Raw genomic sequence first — 20,069 nt, forward strand, 5'->3', positions numbered from 1 at the left:
GTCGCCGCCGGCGTCCTGTTCCTCCTCGGCTTCTGAGACGTCAGGTACGTGTGCCACCGACACCGACGGTCCTGCCGGAAGATCCCGTGGACCCGTGCGGTAACGGCGTGACCGGCCCGGCGGCACCAGGCGGCCATTCCGCAGGCGCTGACTGGTCGCTCGGGATGATGCCGGGCATTCCCGCCGCAACCAGAACCGTCGACAACACCACCGCGTACGGCAGGGCCTTGGCACGGCCGGCAGCATACCGGCGCCCGCCTCGTGTCACAGGACTCGCTGCCCAACGCGAGCTGCCGGGCGATTTGCGGCCAACGAGGTTGTTGCAGCCCGCAGGTGCGGCAGTAAGATCTTCTTCGTGCCGCAGTATCGGATCAGTGAGGTGGCGGAGCTGCTGGGGGTCAGCGATGACACGGTGCGCCGCTGGGTGACCTCCGATCGGCTGCCCGCCACCCGCGACAGCGCCGGCCGGCAGGTCGTCGACGGCGAAGCCCTCGCCGAGTTCGCCCGGGACCAGACCGCCGCGGAGGCCACCGGCGGGGTGTCGGCCCGCAACCGGCTCGCCGGGATCGTCACGGACGTGGCGGTGGACGGGTTGATGGCGCGGGTGGACGTGGCAGCGGGCCGGTTCCGGCTGGTGTCGCTGATGACTCGCGAGGCCGCCGAGGAGCTGGGCCTGCGACCCGGGGTGCTGGCCACCGCGGTCGTCAAGGCCACCACGGTGGTCATCACCACGGGACAGGAGCACGGATGAGCCGGCTGCGGGCGGCCACCGCCGTCCTGATCGCGACGGTGGCGGTGCTGGCGGGCTGCGGCGGTGGGGCGCCGGCGGCCCCGGCTGGGGCGCAGGTGGTGCGGGTGGCGGCCGCGGCCGATCTGAAGTTCGCGTTGGAGGAGGTCGCGGCGGTGCTGGCCAAGGCCGACCCGCCGGTGCGGTTGCAGACCACCTACGGGTCGTCGGGCACGTTCTTCCAGCAGATCAGCAACGGCGCCCCGTTCGACGTTTTCCTGTCGGCGGACCTGTCCTACCCGACCCGGCTGGCCGAGGCGGGCCGGGCCGCGCCCGACGACGTGTTCGCCTACGCGGTGGGCCGACTGGTGGTGTGGGTGCCCAACGGCTCCCCGGTCGACGTGTCGAAGGGGCTGACGGCACTGGCCGACCCGGCGGTGGGCAAGGTCGCGATCGCCAACCCCGAGCACGCCCCGTACGGCAGGGCGGCCGTCGCCGCGATGCGCAGCGCCGGCGTCTACGACCGGGTCGAGTCACGGCTGGTGCTGGGGGAGAACGTGGCGCAGGCCGCCGAGTTCGCCGCCTCCGGCAACGCCGGTGCCTCGGTGATCGCGCTGTCGCTGGCGCTGGCGCCGCAACTGGCCGACCGCGGTCGGCACGAGGAGGTGCCACTGCCGTCGTTTCCGCGCCTCGACCAGGGCGGGGTGGTCCTAGCGGGGACGGCCGACCGGGCCGCGGCGGTACGGCTACGCGAGTTCCTCACCGGCGAGCAGGGCACCGCGATCCTGAAGCGCTACGGCTTCTACCTGCCCGGGGCCTGATCCGTGGACTGGCAGGCGATCGGGGTCAGCGTACGGCTGGCCGGGTTGACCACGCTGATCCTGCTGCCGCTGGCGGTGCCAGTCGCGGCGTGGCTGGCGCTGTCCCGCCGCCGGATCGCGGTCCTGCTGGAGGCAGTGGTCGCGCTGCCGCTGGTGCTGCCCCCGACCGTGCTCGGCTTCTACGTGCTCACCGCCCTCGGTACGGCGTCGCCGTTGGGCCGGTGGTGGCAGCAGACCACCGGCGCGACGTTGGCGTTCACGTTCAGCGGCCTGCTCGTCGCCTCCGTGCTGTCCAGCCTGCCGTTCGCCGTGCAACCCCTGGTCGCCGCGTTCGCCGGGCTGGACCGGCGGCTGCTGGAAGCCTCCGCCGTGCTCGGCCGCACCCGCGCCGGCACCCTGCTGCGCGTCGCGCTGCCGCTGTCCAAGGCCGGGCTGGCCACCGCCGCCGTGCTCACCTTCGCCCACACCGTCGGCGAGTTCGGCGTCGTGCTCATGGTCGGTGGGAACATCCCCGGCGCCACCCGCACCGTATCCATCGCCATCTACGACAGCGTCCAGGCGTTCGACTACGCCACCGCGGCACGCACGAGCGCGGCGATGCTGGTCTTCTCCCTGCTCGTCCTGACCACCCTCTACAGCCTGCGCCGCGGACGGCGGACCCGATGGCCGCGACCCTGACCGCCCGCGTCCGCCGGCACGTGTGCGACCTGCACCTGAGCATCGACACCGCCCGGGCCCCGGTCACCGTGCTGTTCGGCCCGTCCGGCGCCGGCAAGACCACCCTGCTGCGCTGCCTGGCCGGCCTCGACCGCCCCGAGCCCGGCAGCCACATCCAGTTCGGCGACCACCTCTGGGACGCCCCCCGCGTCCACGTGCCCACCCGCCGCCGACGCGTCGGCTACCTGTTCCAGGACCACGCCCTGTTCCCGCACCTGCCCGTCGCCGGCAACGTCGGCTACGGCCTGCACCGGATGCCCCGCCGGCAACGCCCCGAACGCATCCGCCAGGCCCTCGCCGCCGCCGACGCCGCGCACCTGCACGACAGGCCCACCCGCGGCCTGTCCGGCGGTGAAGCCCAACGGGTCGCCCTGGCCCGCGCCCTGGCCCCCCGACCACAACTGCTGCTGCTCGACGAACCGCTGTCCGCCCTGGACACCCCCACCCGCACCCGGCTGCGCGGCGACCTGCGCCGGCTCCTGCTCGCCACCGGCGTACCCACCATCGTGGTCACCCACGACCGCACCGAAGCCCTCACCCTCGGCGACCACATCGCCGTCGTCATCGACGGACGCCTCCACCAACACGGACCCGTCGACACCGTCTTCAACCGGCCCGCCACCGCCGCCGTCGCCGCCGTCGTCGGCGTCGACACCATCCTCACCGGCCACGTCACCGGCCACCACGACGACCTCACCCACATCGACGTCGCCGGCCATGTCCTGCACGCCACTCCCCACCGAGACCTGAACCCCGGCGACCGCACCCTGGTCTGCATCCGCGCCGACGACATCGCCCTCGAACTACCCGGCCCACCTCGCCCCGCCAGCCCCCGCAACCAGCTGCCCGCCGTCGTCACCGCCGTACACCCCGACGGCCCCGTCCTACGCGTCAGCCTCGACGCCGGCATCACGCTGACCGCCTACGTCACCCGTCCCACCGGCGAACACCTCGACCTGCAAACCGGACGCCAGGTCACCGCCGCCATCAAGGCCACCGCCGTGCACCTCATCGCCCACCCGGCGGTCGAACGGCCACACTAACCACCCGCCAGCCCGTGTCCCGCGACCGTCACACCGCCGGCCTCGGGGGGGAACCCGTCATCGCCACCGCTGATCAGTCGACGGCTGGCCGGCGGCGGTGATGCCTCCCCCGCAGCAGCAGCACGACCGAAGCGAGGAACGCCGCGGTGACCGAGGCGATCAGGATCGCGCCCTTCGCGTGATCAAGCATCCGCTCGTCGCCGGAGTAGGACAGCTCGGCGATCAGCAGGGAGACAGTGAAACCGATCCCGGCGAGCATGGCCATGCCGACGATGTCGAGCCAGCCCAGCTGCGGGTTCAGCTCGGCCCGGCTGACCCTGGTGGCCAGCCAGGCGCCACCAGTGATGCCGACGGCCTTGCCGAGGACCAGGCCGGCGAACACCGCGACCGCGACCGGTTCGGTGGCCATACTCGCGGCGCCGGTGAAGGCGACACCGGCGGCGAAGAACGCGAACACCGGCAGGACCAGCCCCGCCGTCCACGGCCGCAGCACGTACTCGGCGCGGTGACTCGGGTCGACCGCTTCCCCGGGCAACGCCCGGGTGCGCATCATCAGGCCCATCGCGGCGCCGGCGATCGTGGCATGCACACCGCTGGCGTGCAGGACAGCCCAGATCACCACGGCCAGCGGCACGAGGAACACCCACGCCGGAACCCGGCCGCCCCACAGCGGGCGCGCCGGTCCATGCCCGGACTGCAACCACCCGAACACCGCGAGCAGGCCCACGGCACCCAGCAGCGGCACCCAGGCCAGGCCGGCGGAATAGAACACGGCGATCACGATGATCGCCACGAGGTCGTCGACGATCGCCAGGGTCAGCAGGAACGTGCGCAGCGCCGGCGGCAGACCACGCCCGACCACGGCGAGCACGGCGACCGCGAACGCGATGTCGGTGGCCATCGGAATACCCCAGCCAGCCGACGCGTCACCCCGACCAGCGGTGATCGCGGCGAATATCAGGGCAGGCACGACCACCCCGCCCACCGCGGCCACGATCGGCAGCACCGCACGGCGCGGATTACGCAACTCGCCGTTGACGAACTCCTGCTTGAGTTCGTTACCCACCACGAAGAAGAAGACCGCCAACAGCCCGTCGGCCGCCCACGCGTGCACCGGCAGGTCCAGATGCAGGCTGGCCGGACCGAACGTCGCCGAACGCAGTGACTCGTAGGCGTCGGCCCAGGGCGAGTTTGCGCACACCAGCGCGATCACCGCGAAGACCACCAGCAGCCCGCCGCCCACCGCGTCCCGGCGCAGCTCCCGCACCGCGCGCCCCAGCGGGCTCTTGTCCGGGTGATGCGCGCCCACCGCTGGGCTGTCGACGCTCACGGGATCACCAGCGGCGTGACGGGAAACAGCCGCGCGGCAAGCGGTGCCAGGCGATACGTCATCGGAAACCTTCCGGCAGGAGGGGATCGGCATCCGTGTCCGCGGCCCGGAGGAATATGGGCGACGGTGTACGGCAACGCCGGTGAAGAGGAGGCCCCGCCTTGACGCGGGGGCACGACGGTCAAGCGCGCTTACGCACGCGACCCGGCGCCGGGTGGACAGCCGGCGATCTCTCCATGAGCGTTGGTACCCCACGACGACAGCCAGCCGTTCGTACCGGGATGCCGCAATACACCCGCCGGCTCGGTCGGCTCCCAAACCTGCGCAGCCCTCAGCCCGTCCCCCACGGAAACGACGCGACCTGGGTAGCTGCTCACCACACCAAGTTTAATCGGCCCGTGAGCAACGGCAGCGATCATGAAGAGGTGAGAAACGGCGCTTCCCGCGCGTACGCGCCAGTGCCCAGCACGACCCCGACGTCACTCCCCGTGAAAGGGATCACCGGTGCGGTAGACCTTATCCAACAGAGTGACGAGGCTTCGACCGGCCGCCCAGACGGCCCAGAAGGGGCAGGGGATCAGCAACGACGGCAACGTGGCGGAATTCCGTTGTCTGCTGATCATTACCAGGCGTCATGCTCTTCGGCAGCGGGCGACGTCGTCGCCACCATCGAGGTGTGATCCCCGGCCGCAGCCGAGTACACCTCGCCGGACTCGCGGTAGGACTCAGTTGCCGATCCTAGGTTTGGGTCGACTTGACAGGGGTTGTCGGGCGTAGTGGATACGTTTCCGCGCCGCCGGAAGGCGCGGCCGCAGGTGTGCGCTCTCCTGCGCGCCCCTCTCGCCGTCCTAGGCGAGCCACGAGACTCCGACGACCCGTAGGCAGCGGCTCTGCGCGACCAGCGTCTCAGGTCGCGGTAACCGCCGAGGTGGACCTTGGACCAGTGGCCAGCACTGGACGACGAGCAATGCGGAACTATCGCGGCCTTCTTCGGTCGCGCGTGTCAACGGGTCAGGCGTCGGTGCTGGCCTTGACGGCCGGGGCGAGCCGGTCGATGCGGTCGGCAAGCTCGCGGTAGGCCGCCTCGAACGCCTCATCGGTGTCAACGGGGGTGGGGTCGGCCACCGACCAGTGCAGGTGGTCGGCGCGGTCGGCGAGGTCTTCGTGGGCGTTGTCGCACACCGCCACGACGAGGTCGTCGGATCGGACCACGTCGGTGAGGTGCACCGGGCGGGGGTGGGCGATGACCAGGCCGTGCCGGTCCGCCGTGCGCAGCGCCCGCGGGTGCACCCGGGGGGCAGGGTCGGTGCCGGCCGACGCGGCCGGGATGCTGCTGCGGCGGGCCCACAGCGCGGCGGCGAGCTGTGAGCGGGCGGAGTTGTGGGTGCAGACGAACACCACACGCGGTGCGGTCCGGGTCGGCGCGGGGAGCAGTTCATCGAGCATCTCCGGCACCAGCCGTACGTAGGTGCGTCGCCGGTCGCCCTGGGACCGGCTGCGAACAACCAGGCCGCTGTCCTGCAGCACCTTGAGGTGGTGGGCGGTCAGGTTGGTCGGCATGTCCAGCGACCGTGCCAGTTCCCCGGGCGAGGCATCACCGACGAGCAGCGTGTCGACGATGGCCAGCCGCGCCGGATCGCCCATGGCGGCGTGCATCCGAGCCCGCACATCCAACCGGTCTCGCTCGCTTCCCATTGACTCAATCTCCTTCGACTCAACGTCTGCTGTCAAGTACGCTCTCGGATGCGAGCGCAGGGAACCAACGCGACGTGGCGAGATGTCCGGTCTCGTGATGTGCGAGCCGGGAGGATCGCGGATTGTGACACGGGCCGGTTGGTTGGACGGCGCCCACGTCGCTGTGGTTGCATCATGCTGTGCTGATATCACCATCGCCTGATGTGATCAGGTTGCTGGCGGACCCGTTGCGGGCGCAGATCGTCGCGCTGCTCGCCACGGGTCCCGCCTGCACCTGCCACCTTGTGGAGGACACCGGGGCGAAGCAGCCGAACATCTCCAACCATCTTCGGATGCTGCGCGAGGCCGGCCTGGTGGTCGCCGAACCGCACGGCCGATTCACCTACTACCGCTTGGTGCCCGAGGCGCTCGAAGCTGCCGCCCGGCACCTGACCGACATGGCGAGCCAGGCTCGCGCCCGATCCGAGGCTCGCAGGGAGTGCCCATGACCAACACCGACCAGCGCGGGGCCGAGACATCCGCCGTGGTGGCCCGGCTGTCCCGCCTCGACCAGTTCCTCCCGATCTGGATCGGCCTGGCAATGGTGGCCGGCCTGCTCTTCGGCCGCCTCATCCCCGGCCTCAACAGCGCCCTGGAGGCGGTCAAGATCGGGGGGATCTCCCTGCCCATCGCACTCGGCCTGCTGATCATGATGTACCCGGTGCTGGCCAAGGTGCGCTACGACCGCCTCGACACCGTCACCGGTGACCGCCGGCTGCTGTTCTCCTCGCTGATGCTCAACTGGATCGTCGGCCCGGCGCTGATGTTCGCCCTGGCGTGGACCTTCCTGGCCGACCAGCCGGAGTATCGCACCGGCCTGATCATCGTCGGCCTGGCCCGCTGCATCGCCATGGTCATCATCTGGAACGACCTGGCCTGCGGTGACCGGGAGGCCGCCGCCGTGCTGGTCGCCCTCAACTCGGTCTTCCAGGTCCTGGCGTTCGGTCTGCTCGGCTGGTTCTACCTGACCCTGCTGCCGCAGTGGCTCGACCTGCCCGGGGCCGAGCTGACCGTCTCCGGCTGGGACATCGCCGTCAACGTCCTGATCTTCCTCGGCATCCCGTTGTTCGCCGGCTACCTGACCCGCCGGCTCGGCGAGCGGTCGAAGGGCCGCCAGTGGTACGAGGCGAGATTCCTGCCGAAGATCGGCCCAATCGCGCTGTACGGGCTGCTGTTCACCATCGTCATCCTGTTCGCGCTGCAGGGTGACGCCATCACCTCCCGGCCCTGGGACGTGGCGCTGATCGCGGTGCCGCTGCTGGCCTACTTCGCCATCATGTGGGCTGGTTCGTACGCCCTGGGTCGAGTCATCGGACTGAACTACGAGCGCACCACCACCCTCGCGTTCACCGCCGCCGGTAACAACTTCGAGCTCGCCATCGCCGTGGCCATCGGCACGTTCGGGGTAACCAGCGGGCAGGCCCTCGCCGGTGTGGTCGGCCCGCTCATCGAGGTGCCGGTGCTGGTCGCGCTGGTCTACGTCAGCCTCGGCCTGCGGCGTCGGCTGTTTTCCGCCGTGACTGCGCCGTCGGCCGTGCGATGAACTGCCTGGACTGCGGCGCTCCCGCCGTCGTAGGAGTCTGCGTCGACTGCGGTGCGGCGGTGTGCCGAGACCACGTCGTCGTCGCCGAGGTGCACCTCACCCGCACCATGCCCATCAACCGGCAGGTGCCGGTGCAGCCGGCAGCCCGCAGGCTGCGGTGCACCGTCTGCAACGCCGCCCACCTGGCCACCACCCGCTGACCTGAGAAGGAGTCCTCGAATGAGCTACAAGCCCAGCGTCCTGTTCGTCTGCGTGCACAACGCGGGCCGCTCCCAGATGGCCGCCGGCTGGCTGCGCCACTTCGCCGGCGACGCCGTCGAGGTTCGCTCTGCCGGCAGCGAGCCCGCCGATCAGATCAATCCCGCCGCCGTCGAGGCGATGCGGGAGGTGGGCATCGACATCACCGATCAGACCCCGAAACTCCTGGAGTACGCGACCGCCGAGTCCTCCGACGTCATCATCACCATGGGCTGCGGTGACGCTTGCCCCGTGTTCCCGGGTAAGCGCTACGAGGACTGGAAGCTCGAAGACCCGGCAGGCAAGGGCGTCGAGGCGGTCCGCCCGATCCGCGACGACATCCGCGACCGGGTGCAGCAGCTGGTCCACGACCTCGCTCCTGGCGCGGACGGAGTGTGACCCGACTGCTGATCATCGGCGGCAGTGACGCCGGGATCTCCGCGGGCCTACGGGCCCGCGAGCTGGATCCCGGAGTCACCCCGCTGCTGACAGTCTGATCATCGGTACCGGCGCCGAGCCGATCCGCCCACCCACCGCCGGCCTCGACCGGCTCCGCCCCGCCGACGGGGTCCACGTTATGCACGCCATCGGCGACACCCGCGCCCTGATCACCGCCCTGAACCGAGCACCACGCAGCGCACTGATCGTCGGAGTCGGTTACGTCGGCCTGCGATGGCCGAAGCATTCCAGGCCTGCGGTCTGCGGGTCGCCGTCGTCGAGCAACAGCAGCAGATTCTGGCGACGGTTGACGAGGATCTGGCCCGCTTGGTCGCCGACGAGCTGGATCGCCACAACGTCGAGGTCCAAACCGGCGTCACCGTCACCACCATCGACCGCACCGTCGAGCGTCAACCCCTCGTCACCGGCCGACCAACCGCCGACCCGGACGGCCCTCGCTTGACCACCACGGTCGACCTGGTGCTCGACGGCGGCGTCCGCCCGGACACCAGCCTCACCCAGGCCGCCCGCGTCGACGTCAGCGTACGAGGCGTGATCGCCGTGGACCAGCAGATGCGCACCTCCGTCGAGGGGATCTGGGCCGCCAGTGACTGCGTCCACACCTACCACCGGGTCCTGGACACCGGCGCGTACCTCCCGCTCGGCTCGACCGCACACAGGCCGGGTGCCGTGGCGGGGGAGAACACCCTCGGCGGGCCAACGCCGCTTCGCCAGATCCGTCGGCACCCAGGTCGTCAAGGTCTTCGACCTCGTCGCCGCCCGCACCGGTCTACGCGACGCGGAGGCGACACAGGCCGGCTTCACACCGGTGAGCCACCGTGTCGTCGCCGACGACTACAAGCCAACTATCCCGGCGCCCGCCCCGTCACGGTCACGGTCACGGTCACCGTTACCGTCACCGACGACGCGACGACAGGGGGTCGACTGCTCGGCGCGCAACTGATCGGGCACCGGGACACCGCCGTAGCCAAACGCGTCGATGTCTGCGCCACCGCCCTGCACCACAGGATGACCGTCGACCAGATCAGCGACCTCGACTTGTCCTACACCCCGCCGCTGGGCAGCCCGTACGACGCCGTCCAGGCCGCCTCCCACCAGTGGGCGTTGCGGTACGGCCCCGACGGCCTGCGGTAACCCACATCGATGAGTCGGCGAGCATAGGGCCGCCCCACGGTTTGCGTTCTGTGTGTTGGGGTGTGAGCGCCAGAGATCCACCTTCAAGTCGACGTACTGGCAGATCAGGCTCCGGTGTGGTGACCGGTGCGGCGTCTGCCACTCCTGATGCGCGCCGGGCCGCACCGCGACGGCGCTGTCCGCGTCGCACAGGCTTCTGGCCGCGACAGTATCGCCATGCCGGCGTAGCCGTCGAGGTCCCGCCGTCTGGAGCGCGCCTTCGCCGGCAAGCCATCATCAACGCTCATTGACTCAATGGTGACTGAGCGACTTGGTGACGGGTCAAATGCCCTGGGCTCGGGTATTGGGCCCGGCGAGGCGATGCATCCCTATCGAGGCGAGCTGACACTGGCGGCCGTAGTTGGGCGTTACGCACCTTATAGAGACGACTCTAAGTAGAGTACGGTCTACATTCATCGGCCGTTCATCTTCTGGCCTGTGGCCCTCTACTCGCGGTTCCTAGCTTCGTCGCGAAGGCACACGAGAGGTGGTGCCCAAATGTGGAGGACTTGGATGTCTCGCAAGGCGCTGGCCCTCATGGGCGCGGGAGTGGCGTTGACGCTCGCCGTGACCGGGTGTGGCAGTACGAGCGATGTGAGCGATAGCGGTTCCGGCGCCTCGGCGCAGGTCGCGTTCGGTGACCAGATCTGCGGCAAGGGTGGCTCGGACAAGCCGGGCTACCAGAACACCATCAAGGCGCTGCCCGGGGCGGCGGACAAGCTGTCCGGAGCCGGGTCGACGTTCGTGGCGCCGATCATGTCTGTGTGGACCAAGGACTACGCGAGCACGGGCAAGGTCGAGGTCGCCTACCAGTCCATCGGTTCGGGCGGTGGGGTCAAGCAGATCTCCGAGGGCACGGTCGACTTCGGCGCCTCGGACACCCCGATGAAGGACGAGGAACTGGCGAAGGCCAAGGGCGGGGAGATTCTGCACATCCCGCTGACCCTCGGCGCGGTCGTGCCGGCCTACAACGTCAAGGGTCTGTCGTCAGGGCTGAAGTTCGACGGGGAGACCCTGGGCAAGATCTTCGCCGGGAAGATCACCAAGTGGAACGACCCGGCGATCAAGGAGCTGAACTCCGGCGTTGACCTGCCCGACGAACCGATCGCGGTCGCCCACCGCTCCGACGGCTCGGGCACCACGGCCGTGTGGACGGACTACCTGACCAAGGAGTCGCCGACCTGGAAGTCCACTCTGGGCGAGGGCAAGAGCGCCGGCAAGGAGGTCGCATGGCCGGTGGGCATCGGCGGCAAGGGCAACGAGGGTGTCTCCGGCGTGGTCAACCAGACCGAGGGGTCCATCGGCTACGTCGAGTTGGCCTACGCGCTGGCCCAGAACATGAAGTACGGCCAGGTCAAGAACAAGGCCGGCAAGTTCGTCCAGCCCTGCGTGGCAACCATCTCCAAGGGCACCGACGGCGTGCAGTACCCGGCGGACCTGCGCACGAGCCTGACCGACGGCCCGGACGCCGACGCGTACCCGATCACGGGAACCACCTACGCGCTGGTCTACGCCAAGCAGGCCGACGCGGCCAAGGGTGCGGCGCTGGTGAACTTTCTGGCGTGGGCACTGACCACCGGCCAGGACGCGGCGTCGCAGGTCGACTACGCCCCGCTGGGCAAGGACCTGCAGCAGCTGGCGTTCGGGCAGCTTAAGAAGATCACCGTCAACGGGGCTGCGGTCTCCTGAGTGTCGCGGAACCGCCGGCCGGCCCGGCCGGCCGGCGGCCCTGCCAGAGTGTGGAGCAAGTGGATGACTGAGCACAGATCCGCCTCCCGTGGGGAGTCGTCGCTGCTGCGACGGTCCCGGTGGCGCAGCGGCGACGCCGCGTTCCAGGTGGGGGTGAGCGCGGTCGGCTGGTTGATCATCGCCATCCTGGTCGGGACGGCGGTGTTCCTGATTGGTGAGTCGTGGTCGTCGTTGCGGCATTTCGGACCATTGAGCTTCCTGACCTCGACCCGTTGGGCGCCGTCGGAGGCCACCAGCACGCAGACCGACCCCAACCCGTACGGCATCGCGCAGTTTGTGTACGGCAGTTTGCTCACGTCAATGATCGCCATGCTGATCGCCGTGCCGGTGTCGGTGATGGTGGCGCTGTACATCACCGACATGGCACCGATGTGGCTGCGCCGGCCTTTGTCGTATCTGGTCGACCTGCTGGCCGCGATACCCAGCGTCGTATACGGCTTTTGGGGTATCTTCGCGCTGATCCCTGCGATCCGCCCGGTCGGGCAGTTCCTCGCCGACACCCTCGGGACCGCCCCCGTCATCGGCCCGCTGTTCGCCGGCCCGTTCTTCGGCGTCTCCTATTTCACCGCTGGTGTCATCCTGGCGATCATGGTGCTGCCCATCATCACGGCCATCTGCCGTGAGGTGTTCGCCGTGGCACCGATTCAGGAGAAGGAAGCCGCGTTCGCTCTCGGCGCCACCCGCTGGGAGATGCTACGGATGGCGGTGCTGCCCCGCTCCCGCGCCGGCATCATCGGCGCGTCGCTCCTCGGCCTCGGACGCGCGATCGGGGAAACCATCGCCGTGACGATGGTGATCGGCAACAACGTCCTCGCCATATCCAAGAGCATCCTCGGTCAGGGCGCCACGATGCCGTCAGTCATCGCCAACGAGTTCACCGAGGCCAACCAGCCCTTCCACCTGCAGTCGCTGTTCGTCGTGGCGCTGTGGCTGCTGATCCTGGCGTTGATCGTCAACACAGTCGGCAAAGTCGTGGTGCGCCGGGTCGGAAAGGACATCGCCTGATGACCACCGACACCCTCACCCCCGCGCCCGCCCCCGAGGTCTCCGCACCGGTGCGGCACCTGCAGCGGCGCAAGGGCACAAACCTGGCGATGACCATCGTTCTCAGCCTCGCCGCCGCGCTCACCGTCGGCGTACTGCTGTGGGTGCTCGGCTACGTCGCCGCCGAAGGCCTTAAGTACCTCGGTCCGGAGTTCCTGACCAACACCCCACCCGGCAACCCGGCCGACCTGGGCGGAGGCTTCCTCAACGGCATCATCGGCAGCCTGGAAGTGGTCGGCATCGCTACCGCATTGTCCGTACCCCCGGGCATCGCCGCAGCGGTGTTCATCGTCGAGTACGGCGGCAGGATCGCCAGCACCGTCAGCTTCCTCACCGATGTCCTGGTCGGGCTGCCCACGATCGTCACCGGGGCGTTCGTCTACGCCGTGTGGGTCATCCGCTTCGGCTTCTCGGGTATCGCCGGCGCGATCGCCCTGGCGCTGGTGATGCTGCCTCTGGTCATCCGCGCCGCCGCGGAGATGCTGCGCCTCGTGCCCCACGAGCTGCGGGAGGCCAGCCTCGCCCTCGGCGTCACCCGCGCCCGCACCATCGTCTCGGTTGTGCTGCCCACGGCCCGTTCGGGCATCATCACCGGCGTCATGCTCGCCGTGGCCCGAGCGATGGGCGAAACCGCCCCACTGCTGCTGACCGCGCTGGGCAACGACCTGTTCATCGAAGCCGACCCCACCCACCGCATGTCGACCCTGTCGCTGCAGATCTTCGGCAATGCGATCACCGGCTTCAAGGCCGCGCAGGCCCGCGCCTGGGCCGGCGCGCTCACCCTGATCGCCATCGTCCTGCTGTTCACCATCGCCGCCCGCCTGATCGGGCGTACCAGCCGTGTTGGAGGCCGCTGATGCCCACCCCCACCGAACCGGGCACCAGCCGCCCGCGCGCCATGGCCTCTCTGCCGGCGATGCGCCAACCCGCACACCGGCCTGCCCCCGCCGCCACCGTCAACGCGGGAGGCGCGCGATTGGATATCGCAAACCTGAGCGCCTACTACGGCGCCCGCAAGGCCGTGCAGGACGTCAACCTCGTGGTCGAGCCGAAACAGGTCACCGCCATGATCGGCCCGTCCGGCTGCGGGAAGTCCACCGTGCTGCGCTGCGTCAACGGCATGCACCAGACCATTCCGGGCGCCCGCGCCGAGGGCGCCATCGATCTCGACGGCGTCAACGTCCTGTCCGACCAGGTCGACCCGGTCCGGTTGCGCCGCCGGATCGGCATGGTCTTCCAGCGACCCAACCCATTCCCCACCATGTCGATCTACGACAACGTCGCCGCAGGGCTGCGCCTTGGCCACCGGGGCCGGCGCACCCCCGACCTGGACGCGATCGTGGAACGCGCACTGCGGCAGGCCAACCTGTGGCACGAGGTACGCGACCGACTCAAGGCCCCCGGCGCCGGACTGTCCGGCGGGCAGCAGCAACGCCTGTGCATCGCCCGCGCCCTGGCCGTGCAGCCCGAGGTGCTGCTCATGGACGAGCCCTGCTCCGCCCTCGACCCGATCTCCACCCTGGCCATCGAGGACCTCATCTTCACGCTGCGCGAGCAGTACACCATCGTGATCGTCACCCACAACATGCAGCAGGCCGCCCGCGTCTCCGACGTCACCGCCTTCCTGACCGTTCCCGCAGTCGGCGAGCCCGGCCGGCTCGTGGAGGTCGGCCCGACCAGCCGGCTGTTCAGCAGCCCGACGCAGAAGGCGACCGAGGACTACATCACCGGGAAGGTCGGGTGAACACCGTGACCGCGACCCCGACCGGCCGTCCGGCCCGCCGCGCCTACGAGACCCTGCACCCCGACACCGTCGGCAGGCTGCGGATCCTCGCCGCCTCCGGAGTACAACTCGACCTCGACGGTGTGCAGGTCTTCGTCGATGGCCACGCGGTCCGCATGCCGATGCGCGAGTTCGAACTGCTGCGCATGCTCATGGAGAACGCCGGAAAGGTCATCACCCGTCGGGAACTGCTCGACACCCTGTGGGCGCCGGGGCACCCGGACACCAACAAGACCCTTGAGGTGCACGTCCGCCGGCTGCGCGCCAAGATCGAGCCCACACCCCGCAGTCCTCAGCGCATCCGGACGGTCCGCGGAATCGGATACATCTTCGACCTCACCGACTGATCCCTGCAGGTGCCCGCATTGCGCCGTGGGGGGCAGTGGCTGAAGCAGGCGCATCGGACCTGAGGCGCGGCCGCGGCCGCGATGATGGAAGTCGCACCATCGACCCGCCCGCGTCACGCAGGTTCCTCGGTGCGGAGTTGTCGTCCTCACGCCGGATGCCACGGCGATGAGAACGCTGTCACCGCCGCCGTGGTGGCGATGGTCATTGCGACAAGATCGGCAGCCGTCGCTCGCGGCACCGCACGCCGTCGTCACATGCCTTGTGGAGGCCATCCTTGCGCTGGCTGGCCCGGGGGCACCGCCGTGAGCACGGCCGTCGGGAAGCCGTCGCCACCGGCCGGGTAGCGGTGTCGTCAGCGACCGGAGCAGTCCGTGTCCCGGTGTTAGCCGAGGAGGTCGCGGACCTGCTGCAGGGCACCGGGTACCAGGGAGTAAAACACCCAGGTGCCGCGGCGGTCCCTGGCGACCAGGCCCGCCTCGGTCAGTGCCCGCAGGTGGTAGCTGACCGTGGGCTGCGTCAGCCCGATCGGCGCGGCCAGGTCACCGACACTGGCCTCCCCGCCCGGCGCAGCGTGGATCATGCTCAGCAGCATCAACCGGGTCGGCTCGGCGACCACCCGCAGCCGTGCCGCCAGCACCTCCGCCTCCGCCCGTTGCAGGGCCGCCGCGGTCAGCACCGGCACCCTGTCGCCCTGCGGCCTATCCGCTCCCATGGCGCTGGTGGTCTCGGTCGGGTCGGCGCCGCCGGCGGCGGTGCGATCGCCTTCGGTGGCGGCAGACATCATCTGTCCAGCCTACGGGCGCATTTACCGGCGAGATAAAGGGTGGGTGAACGCCAGTTGAATCGATCTTGGCTCAGGGGGGAAGGCCACCGGCCGGTCGTCCGGCCGAGGACCTGCCCCTGGCTCTGAGCCACGGCGTCACGCTGCCGGCGCGAACGGCCTGCCCAACGGTGGCGATGGGCTACCAGCAGCGTCACGTGGGCGCCGCGCTCGATCGCCCGCAGGCCCGCATCGATCCCGGCGCCGCTGCCGTCGATGATAAGAATGTCGTCGTCCCCTCCACCTACCGTGTGCCTCGGGGGAGGCGGCCGCTCGGAGCCTGGTCAGGTCGAGGTCAGGGTCAGGTCGTTGATCAGGGCCCGGACGCGGGCATCGATGTCGTCGCGGATCGCCCGTACCGCCGGCATGTCCCGGCCGGCGGGATCAGGAATCGCCCAGTCGAGATACCGCTTACCGGTCAGGACGGGGCAAGCGTCGCCGCATCCCATCGTCACGATGACATCGCTGGCGAGAAGAACGTCGTCGGTCAGCGGCTTGGGGTAGGCGTGCGGCACCTCGATGCCCCACTCGCCTAGTGCCTCCAACACGCTCTCGTCCAGCCAGTCCGCCGGATGGGAGCCGGCGCAGTGCACCTGCACGCGGCCCTGGGCATATTGGTCGGCCAAGGCCGCCGCCATCTGCGACCGGCCGGCATTGTAGGCACACAGGAACAGCACCTCCGGCACCGGCCCGGCGATGCCGCCCTCCACCTTCGCCAACGCCGTCAGCCGCTCGGTGGCGAAATTCTCGGTCAACGACGGCAGGTGCGCGCTGATGCGTGCGCCGCGGCGCAGTTGCACGTACGACTCGAACACGTAGCGCTCCACGGTCTGCGGGCTGAAGGTTCCGACGAACCGGCTCGCCAGCCGCGACGCGATCTGCCCGAGGACGTGGTCCAGATCCCGCACCGCCATGTCGTCGAACTCAGGCCCAAGCACGACCCACGCCCTTAGCGACCGCAGCCGACCACAAGTGCGGATGGCTGAATGCCCCACCCCGCACACTGCAACAAAACTCAGCTTCCATTGACTCAATGGTTGCTGATACATGCAGGTTCGTCAACCCGGCACTATGTCGCGACTGCCGCGGGTGTGGATCGTGAGTGGCGGGCGCCTGCCCGCAGTGCCTCGTCGCAGCCGTCCGGATCACGTGTCACCTCTGATCGGACTGACCTTCGGCAGTGAGGGCTATGCCGGACCGCTCAGAGAAGAGGAATCCGTCAGCAGCACGTCATCAAATACGACTGCAACTCGGTCAGGGCCGCGAGTGCCCCGTCGCGGTCAGCCCGGTAGTACACCGTCTTCCCGTCGCGCCGCGACGTCACACCCTGCCCCGTCGCAGCAGGGTCAACTGCTGCGACGCCGTCGCCTGGCTGATCCCCGTCCGCTCGGCGACCTCGCCGTGGTGACCTTTCCTCCAGAGCTTGTGATCATCGTCGGCGGCGGTCAATCCGGTCTCGCCGCCGCCCGCGCCGCCCTCCACGCGGGCCTGCGCCCCATCGTCCTCGAGGCGGGTGCCGAGCCGATCGGCTCCTGGCCGTACTACTACGACAGCCTCAGCCTGTTCTTCCCGGCCCGATACCGCGCACTGCCCGGCATCCCGTTCGGCGGTGCGGATCCCGACCCGTTACCCGGCCCGCGACGAGGTCGTCGCTTATCTGCGCCGGTATGCCTCCAACATCGACGCGGACACCCGCGCCGGCGTCCGTGTCACCGGGGCGAACCGGCGCCCGGATGGCGCTTACCTCGTCCGCGCGAGCAGCGGTGAGGAGTTCGCGGGCGTGGGCGTCGTTGCCGCCAGCGGCTCCTTCGGAAGCCTGCACCTGCCGGTGCTACCCGGTCAGGACGACTACGGCGGCGAGTTGCGGCACGTGGCGCACTACCGGCGGCCTGAACCGTACGCCAGCAAGAGGGTCGGCATCACTGGCTTCGCGTCACCGGGGCGGACCTCTTGCCGCGGTCAGTGCTCACCCGTCTGATCCGCCACGCCGCCGTGCTCGACATCGGCGTCTACCGCGACGCCATCGCCACCGGGCTCCTCGACCGCCGGGAGATGTTCACCGCGTTCACCCCGACGGCGTCGTCTGGGCCGACGGCAGCCGCGAGCCGGTCGATGCGGTCTTCTTCGCCACCGGCTACCGCCCGCACCTGGCGTACATTGCCCCACCCGGGGCCCTGGACGCGGGATGCCCCGGCAGGCGGGCGGGATCTCGACCACCCACCCTGGGCTGGCCTTTTCTCGTCGAACACCCTGCGCGGCGTCGGCCGCGACGCCGCCCACGTCGTCACCGCTCTGGCCGCGAGTGTGTTCGAGGGCACCCGGTCACGGTCCGGCTCACCCGGCGTGCGTCGGCTCCACGGTGAGCAGCGCGGCGAGCTGACGCAGGATGGCCAGCCGGGCCCGGTAGTACACCCACGTGCCGCGCCGTTCCGCGTCAACCAGTCCGGCCTCGCGCAGCGCCTTCAGGTGGTGCGAGATCGTCGGCCCGGTCAGGTCGAACGCTGGGGTCAGGTCGCAGACGCAGGCCTCTCCGCCTTCGGCCGAGGCGATCATCGACAGCAACTGCAGCCGCACCGGGTCGCCGAGGGCCTTGAACGCCAGCGCGAGCACCGCCGCGGTATCGGCCGGCACGCGTCGCTCGGCCAAGGGTGGGCAGCAGGGCGTGTCGGCCGTCAGATCGATGAGGGCGAGGGAATGCATTTGCTTCGACATGCCTCTAGGTTGACATCTATCTAATCAGTGTGCAACTCTCTGATTCGACGGACGTCAAGACACTCGTTCAGAGGAAGGGAATGTCACGTTTCGGTTCGTGCGTCGGTCGAAGTCGTCGCCCGTTGCTGGTGTCCGGTTCTGCGACTCTCGCGCCGAGGTCATCACTACCGAGCAGCGGGTTCATCGCATCTACGACGCCGCCCGCAATGCCAGGTATGCGACCTACGGACGGTTTAAGCGGCGCGCCGAACTGCTGGACGCGACCCTGCTCGAACGCCGCAATCCCACCTGACCGGCCCGGTGACCCGCTGCCCAGGCCACCGTCCGCCGACTTGATCTGATTGTTTTCAACACGAGGAGTTCCCTGATGAGTGCCCTGAACAACCTCCCCGTCGTGGTGATCGGTGCTGGTCCGGTCGGTCTGGCCGCCGCCGCGCACCTGCACGAGCGGGGCCTGTCATTCACCGTTCTGGAGGCCGGCGACACCGCCGGAGCGGCCGTGAAGCAGTGGGGGCACGTGCGGGTGTTCTCTCCGTGGCGGTACAACATCGACCCGGCCGCCCGGCGACTGCTCGACGAGGCCGGCTGGGTTGCCCCCGACCTGGAGGCCCTGCCGACCGGCGCGGAGCTCGTGGCCGACTACCTGCAGCCCTTCGCCGAACTGCCGCGACTCAAGCCGCACCTGCGTTACGGCGCCCGCGTGGAGGCGGTCAGCCGCCTGGGACTGGACCGGCTGCGCACCGCGGGACGCGAGTCCACGCCGTTCCTGGTCCGTCTCACCGACGGGGAGGAGATCCTTGCCCGCGCGGTGATCGACGCCTCCGGCACCTGGGGCACCCCGAACGTCCTCGGTGCATCGGGCCTGCCCGCCCGGGGCGAGGAGCAGGCGGCCGCCTTCCTGGAGCACGCGCTGCCGGACGTGCTGGGCGCGGACCGGGCCCGCTTCGCCGGCCGGCACACCCTCGTCGCCGGCGCCGGCCACTCCGCCGCCAACACGCTGCTCTCCCTCGCGGAGCTGGCCGCCTCCGAGTCTGGTACCGAGGTGACTTGGGCGATTCGCTCGGCCAGCCCGGCGCGCACCTACGGTGGCGGGGACGCCGACGCCCTGCCCGCCCGCGGGGCGCTCGGCTCGCGGCTTCGTGAGCACGTGGATGCCGGCCGCATCCGGTTGCTCACCGGCTTCTCCGTCCACGCCCTCACCCCGAACAAGGGGCGCGTCACGGTGGTGGTGCGGCACGCCGACGGCACCGACGAGCAGGTCGTGGTGGACCGGATCGTCGCGGCGACCGGCTTCCGCCCGGACCACTCGATCGCCGCCGAACTGCGGCTGGACCTGGACCCGGTGATGGGCGCCACCCGCGCTCTCGCTCCACTGATCGACCCGAACGAGCACTCCTGCGGCACCGTCCCCCCGCACGGCGTCGACGAGCTCGCCCACCCGGAGGCTGGCTACTACGCCGTCGGCATGAAGTCCTACGGCAGGGCACCGACGTTCCTCATGGCCACCGGCTACGAGCAGGTCCGTTCCGTCGTCGCCGCCCTCGCCGGCGACTGGCAGGCAGCCCGTGACGTTCAGCTCGACCTGCCCGAGACCGGGGTGTGCAACAGCAACCCCGCCGAGTCCACCGGCAGCGACAGCTGCTGCAGCCCCACCCCTGCAGCCCAGGCGCCGGGGAAGGGCCTGGCCACCGGCATCTCCGGCGGCCTGCTGTCCGCACCGCTGAACCTCATCACCCTCGACGCCGCACCCGGTCAGACCGGCGGCTGCTGCGGCAGCTGATGACCAGCAACCCCACGATGGTGCCCGCCGACCGTCGGCGGGCACCATG

The 20,069-nt window shown here is 70.0% G+C and carries 23 protein-coding genes; 17 read left to right on the forward strand and 6 right to left on the reverse strand.

All coding sequences use genetic code 11. The features are described 5' to 3' along the window. Nucleotides 1-355: 355 nt before the first annotated feature. Genes EFE23_RS22965 through EFE23_RS22980 form a run of 4 tightly spaced genes read left to right on the forward strand, consistent with a single transcriptional unit; the run spans nt 356 to nt 3,308 of the window. Nucleotides 356-751, forward strand: coding sequence for a TOBE domain-containing protein (locus tag EFE23_RS22965; protein WP_123243004.1), 396 nt, complete (start codon nt 356-358; stop codon nt 749-751). After that, nucleotides 748-1,548: a molybdate ABC transporter substrate-binding protein gene (gene modA / locus EFE23_RS22970; RefSeq protein ID WP_123243005.1), complete on the forward strand. Its 801-nt coding sequence runs from the start codon at nt 748-750 to the stop codon at nt 1,546-1,548. Before EFE23_RS22965 ends, modA begins: the two co-directional genes overlap by 4 nt. 3 nt (nt 1,549-1,551) lie before the next feature. After that, nucleotides 1,552-2,226, forward strand: a complete 675-nt coding sequence (modB, locus tag EFE23_RS22975; protein WP_123243006.1) for a molybdate ABC transporter permease subunit — start codon at nt 1,552-1,554, stop codon at nt 2,224-2,226. Beyond that, the gene (locus EFE23_RS22980) at nt 2,211-3,308 is read left to right on the forward strand and encodes an ATP-binding cassette domain-containing protein (RefSeq protein WP_123243007.1); all 1,098 of its coding nucleotides are present in this window, start codon (nt 2,211-2,213) and stop codon (nt 3,306-3,308) included. The genes modB and EFE23_RS22980 overlap by 16 nt, the downstream gene beginning before the upstream one ends. Before the next feature lie 73 nt (nt 3,309-3,381). On the opposite strand, the gene nhaA is transcribed toward EFE23_RS22980, so the two are convergent. After that, nucleotides 3,382-4,731, reverse strand: a complete 1,350-nt coding sequence (gene nhaA, locus EFE23_RS22985) for a Na+/H+ antiporter NhaA (protein WP_123243008.1) — start codon at nt 4,729-4,731, stop codon at nt 3,382-3,384. A 918-nt stretch (nt 4,732-5,649) separates the two neighbouring features. After that, on the reverse strand, nt 5,650-6,333 hold the full coding sequence (locus tag EFE23_RS22990) for an arsenate reductase/protein-tyrosine-phosphatase family protein (protein ID WP_123243009.1): 684 nt from the start codon (nt 6,331-6,333) through the stop codon (nt 5,650-5,652). A gap of 203 nt (nt 6,334-6,536) precedes the next feature. On the opposite strand from EFE23_RS22990, the gene EFE23_RS22995 reads away from it, so the two are divergent. The 10 genes from EFE23_RS22995 to EFE23_RS23040 all read left to right on the forward strand — a co-directional run bounded on the left by EFE23_RS22995 (nt 6,537) and on the right by EFE23_RS23040 (nt 14,707). Next, nucleotides 6,537-6,821 carry an ArsR/SmtB family transcription factor gene (locus EFE23_RS22995; protein ID WP_123243010.1) on the forward strand — a complete coding sequence of 95 codons (285 nt, stop codon included), beginning with the start codon at nt 6,537-6,539 and terminating at the stop codon, nt 6,819-6,821. Further along, complete coding sequence (arsB, locus tag EFE23_RS23000) at nt 6,818-7,915, forward strand: ACR3 family arsenite efflux transporter (RefSeq protein WP_123243011.1); 1,098 nt, start codon at nt 6,818-6,820, stop codon at nt 7,913-7,915. Before EFE23_RS22995 ends, arsB begins: the two co-directional genes overlap by 4 nt. A 59-nt stretch (nt 7,916-7,974) precedes the next feature. Then, nucleotides 7,975-8,115, forward strand: a complete 141-nt coding sequence (locus EFE23_RS23005; protein ID WP_199737182.1) for a hypothetical protein — start codon at nt 7,975-7,977, stop codon at nt 8,113-8,115. A 19-nt stretch (nt 8,116-8,134) separates the two neighbouring features. Beyond that, nucleotides 8,135-8,551: an arsenate reductase ArsC gene (locus tag EFE23_RS23010; RefSeq protein ID WP_123243013.1), complete on the forward strand. Its 417-nt coding sequence runs from the start codon at nt 8,135-8,137 to the stop codon at nt 8,549-8,551. A gap of 273 nt (nt 8,552-8,824) precedes the next feature. Further along, nucleotides 8,825-9,745 carry an NAD(P)/FAD-dependent oxidoreductase gene (locus EFE23_RS23015; RefSeq protein ID WP_199737183.1) on the forward strand — a complete coding sequence of 307 codons (921 nt, stop codon included), beginning with the start codon at nt 8,825-8,827 and terminating at the stop codon, nt 9,743-9,745. Nucleotides 9,746-10,378: 633 nt separating this feature from the next. Then, entirely contained in the window at nt 10,379-11,473 is a 1,095-nt protein-coding gene (pstS, locus tag EFE23_RS23020) for a phosphate ABC transporter substrate-binding protein PstS (protein ID WP_199737184.1), read from the forward strand. A gap of 63 nt (nt 11,474-11,536) precedes the next feature. Next, nucleotides 11,537-12,538, forward strand: a complete 1,002-nt coding sequence (gene pstC, locus EFE23_RS23025; RefSeq protein WP_123243015.1) for a phosphate ABC transporter permease subunit PstC — start codon at nt 11,537-11,539, stop codon at nt 12,536-12,538. Then, nucleotides 12,538-13,434: a phosphate ABC transporter permease PstA gene (gene pstA, locus EFE23_RS23030; protein ID WP_123243016.1), complete on the forward strand. Its 897-nt coding sequence runs from the start codon at nt 12,538-12,540 to the stop codon at nt 13,432-13,434. The genes pstC and pstA overlap by 1 nt, the downstream gene beginning before the upstream one ends. Beyond that, the gene (gene pstB, locus EFE23_RS23035; protein WP_439650875.1) at nt 13,431-14,321 is read left to right on the forward strand and encodes a phosphate ABC transporter ATP-binding protein PstB; all 891 of its coding nucleotides are present in this window, start codon (nt 13,431-13,433) and stop codon (nt 14,319-14,321) included. Before pstA ends, pstB begins: the two co-directional genes overlap by 4 nt. Beyond that, the gene (locus EFE23_RS23040) at nt 14,318-14,707 is read left to right on the forward strand and encodes a winged helix-turn-helix domain-containing protein (RefSeq protein ID WP_123243017.1); all 390 of its coding nucleotides are present in this window, start codon (nt 14,318-14,320) and stop codon (nt 14,705-14,707) included. Before pstB ends, EFE23_RS23040 begins: the two co-directional genes overlap by 4 nt. Nucleotides 14,708-15,090: 383 nt before the next feature. Here EFE23_RS23040 and EFE23_RS23045 read toward each other — a convergent pair whose 3' ends face one another. From EFE23_RS23045 to EFE23_RS28605, 3 genes are all read right to left on the reverse strand, one after another. Then, nucleotides 15,091-15,492, reverse strand: coding sequence for an ArsR/SmtB family transcription factor (locus EFE23_RS23045; protein ID WP_373684036.1), 402 nt, complete (start codon nt 15,490-15,492; stop codon nt 15,091-15,093). A 320-nt stretch (nt 15,493-15,812) separates the two neighbouring features. Beyond that, a complete protein-coding gene (locus EFE23_RS29110) occupies nt 15,813-16,466 on the reverse strand; it encodes an arsenate reductase ArsC (protein ID WP_233601112.1) in 654 nt (217 codons plus the stop codon). 382 nt (nt 16,467-16,848) lie between these two features. Beyond that, nucleotides 16,849-17,010 (reverse strand): hypothetical protein, encoded by a 162-nt coding sequence (locus EFE23_RS28605; protein WP_199737185.1) that lies wholly within the window; start codon nt 17,008-17,010, stop codon nt 16,849-16,851. A gap of 127 nt (nt 17,011-17,137) precedes the next feature. Between EFE23_RS28605 and EFE23_RS28610 the strand changes: the two genes are divergently transcribed. Beyond that, the gene (locus EFE23_RS28610) at nt 17,138-17,506 is read left to right on the forward strand and encodes an NAD(P)/FAD-dependent oxidoreductase (protein WP_199737186.1); all 369 of its coding nucleotides are present in this window, start codon (nt 17,138-17,140) and stop codon (nt 17,504-17,506) included. Between the two features lie 356 nt (nt 17,507-17,862). Here EFE23_RS28610 and EFE23_RS23065 read toward each other — a convergent pair whose 3' ends face one another. Beyond that, on the reverse strand, nt 17,863-18,240 hold the full coding sequence (locus EFE23_RS23065) for an ArsR/SmtB family transcription factor (protein WP_123243018.1): 378 nt from the start codon (nt 18,238-18,240) through the stop codon (nt 17,863-17,865). Nucleotides 18,241-18,337: 97 nt separating this feature from the next. Between EFE23_RS23065 and EFE23_RS28055 the strand changes: the two genes are divergently transcribed. Together EFE23_RS28055 and EFE23_RS23070 are read left to right on the forward strand one after the other, a co-directional pair. Then, nucleotides 18,338-18,532: a hypothetical protein gene (locus EFE23_RS28055; protein WP_148058509.1), complete on the forward strand. Its 195-nt coding sequence runs from the start codon at nt 18,338-18,340 to the stop codon at nt 18,530-18,532. A 75-nt stretch (nt 18,533-18,607) separates the two neighbouring features. After that, a complete protein-coding gene (locus EFE23_RS23070; protein ID WP_123243019.1) occupies nt 18,608-20,020 on the forward strand; it encodes an FAD-dependent oxidoreductase in 1,413 nt (470 codons plus the stop codon). Nucleotides 20,021-20,069 lie beyond the last annotated feature (49 nt).

The sequence above is a fragment of the Micromonospora solifontis genome (assembly GCF_003725545.1).
GTDB lineage: Bacteria > Actinomycetota > Actinomycetes > Mycobacteriales > Micromonosporaceae > Micromonospora > Micromonospora solifontis.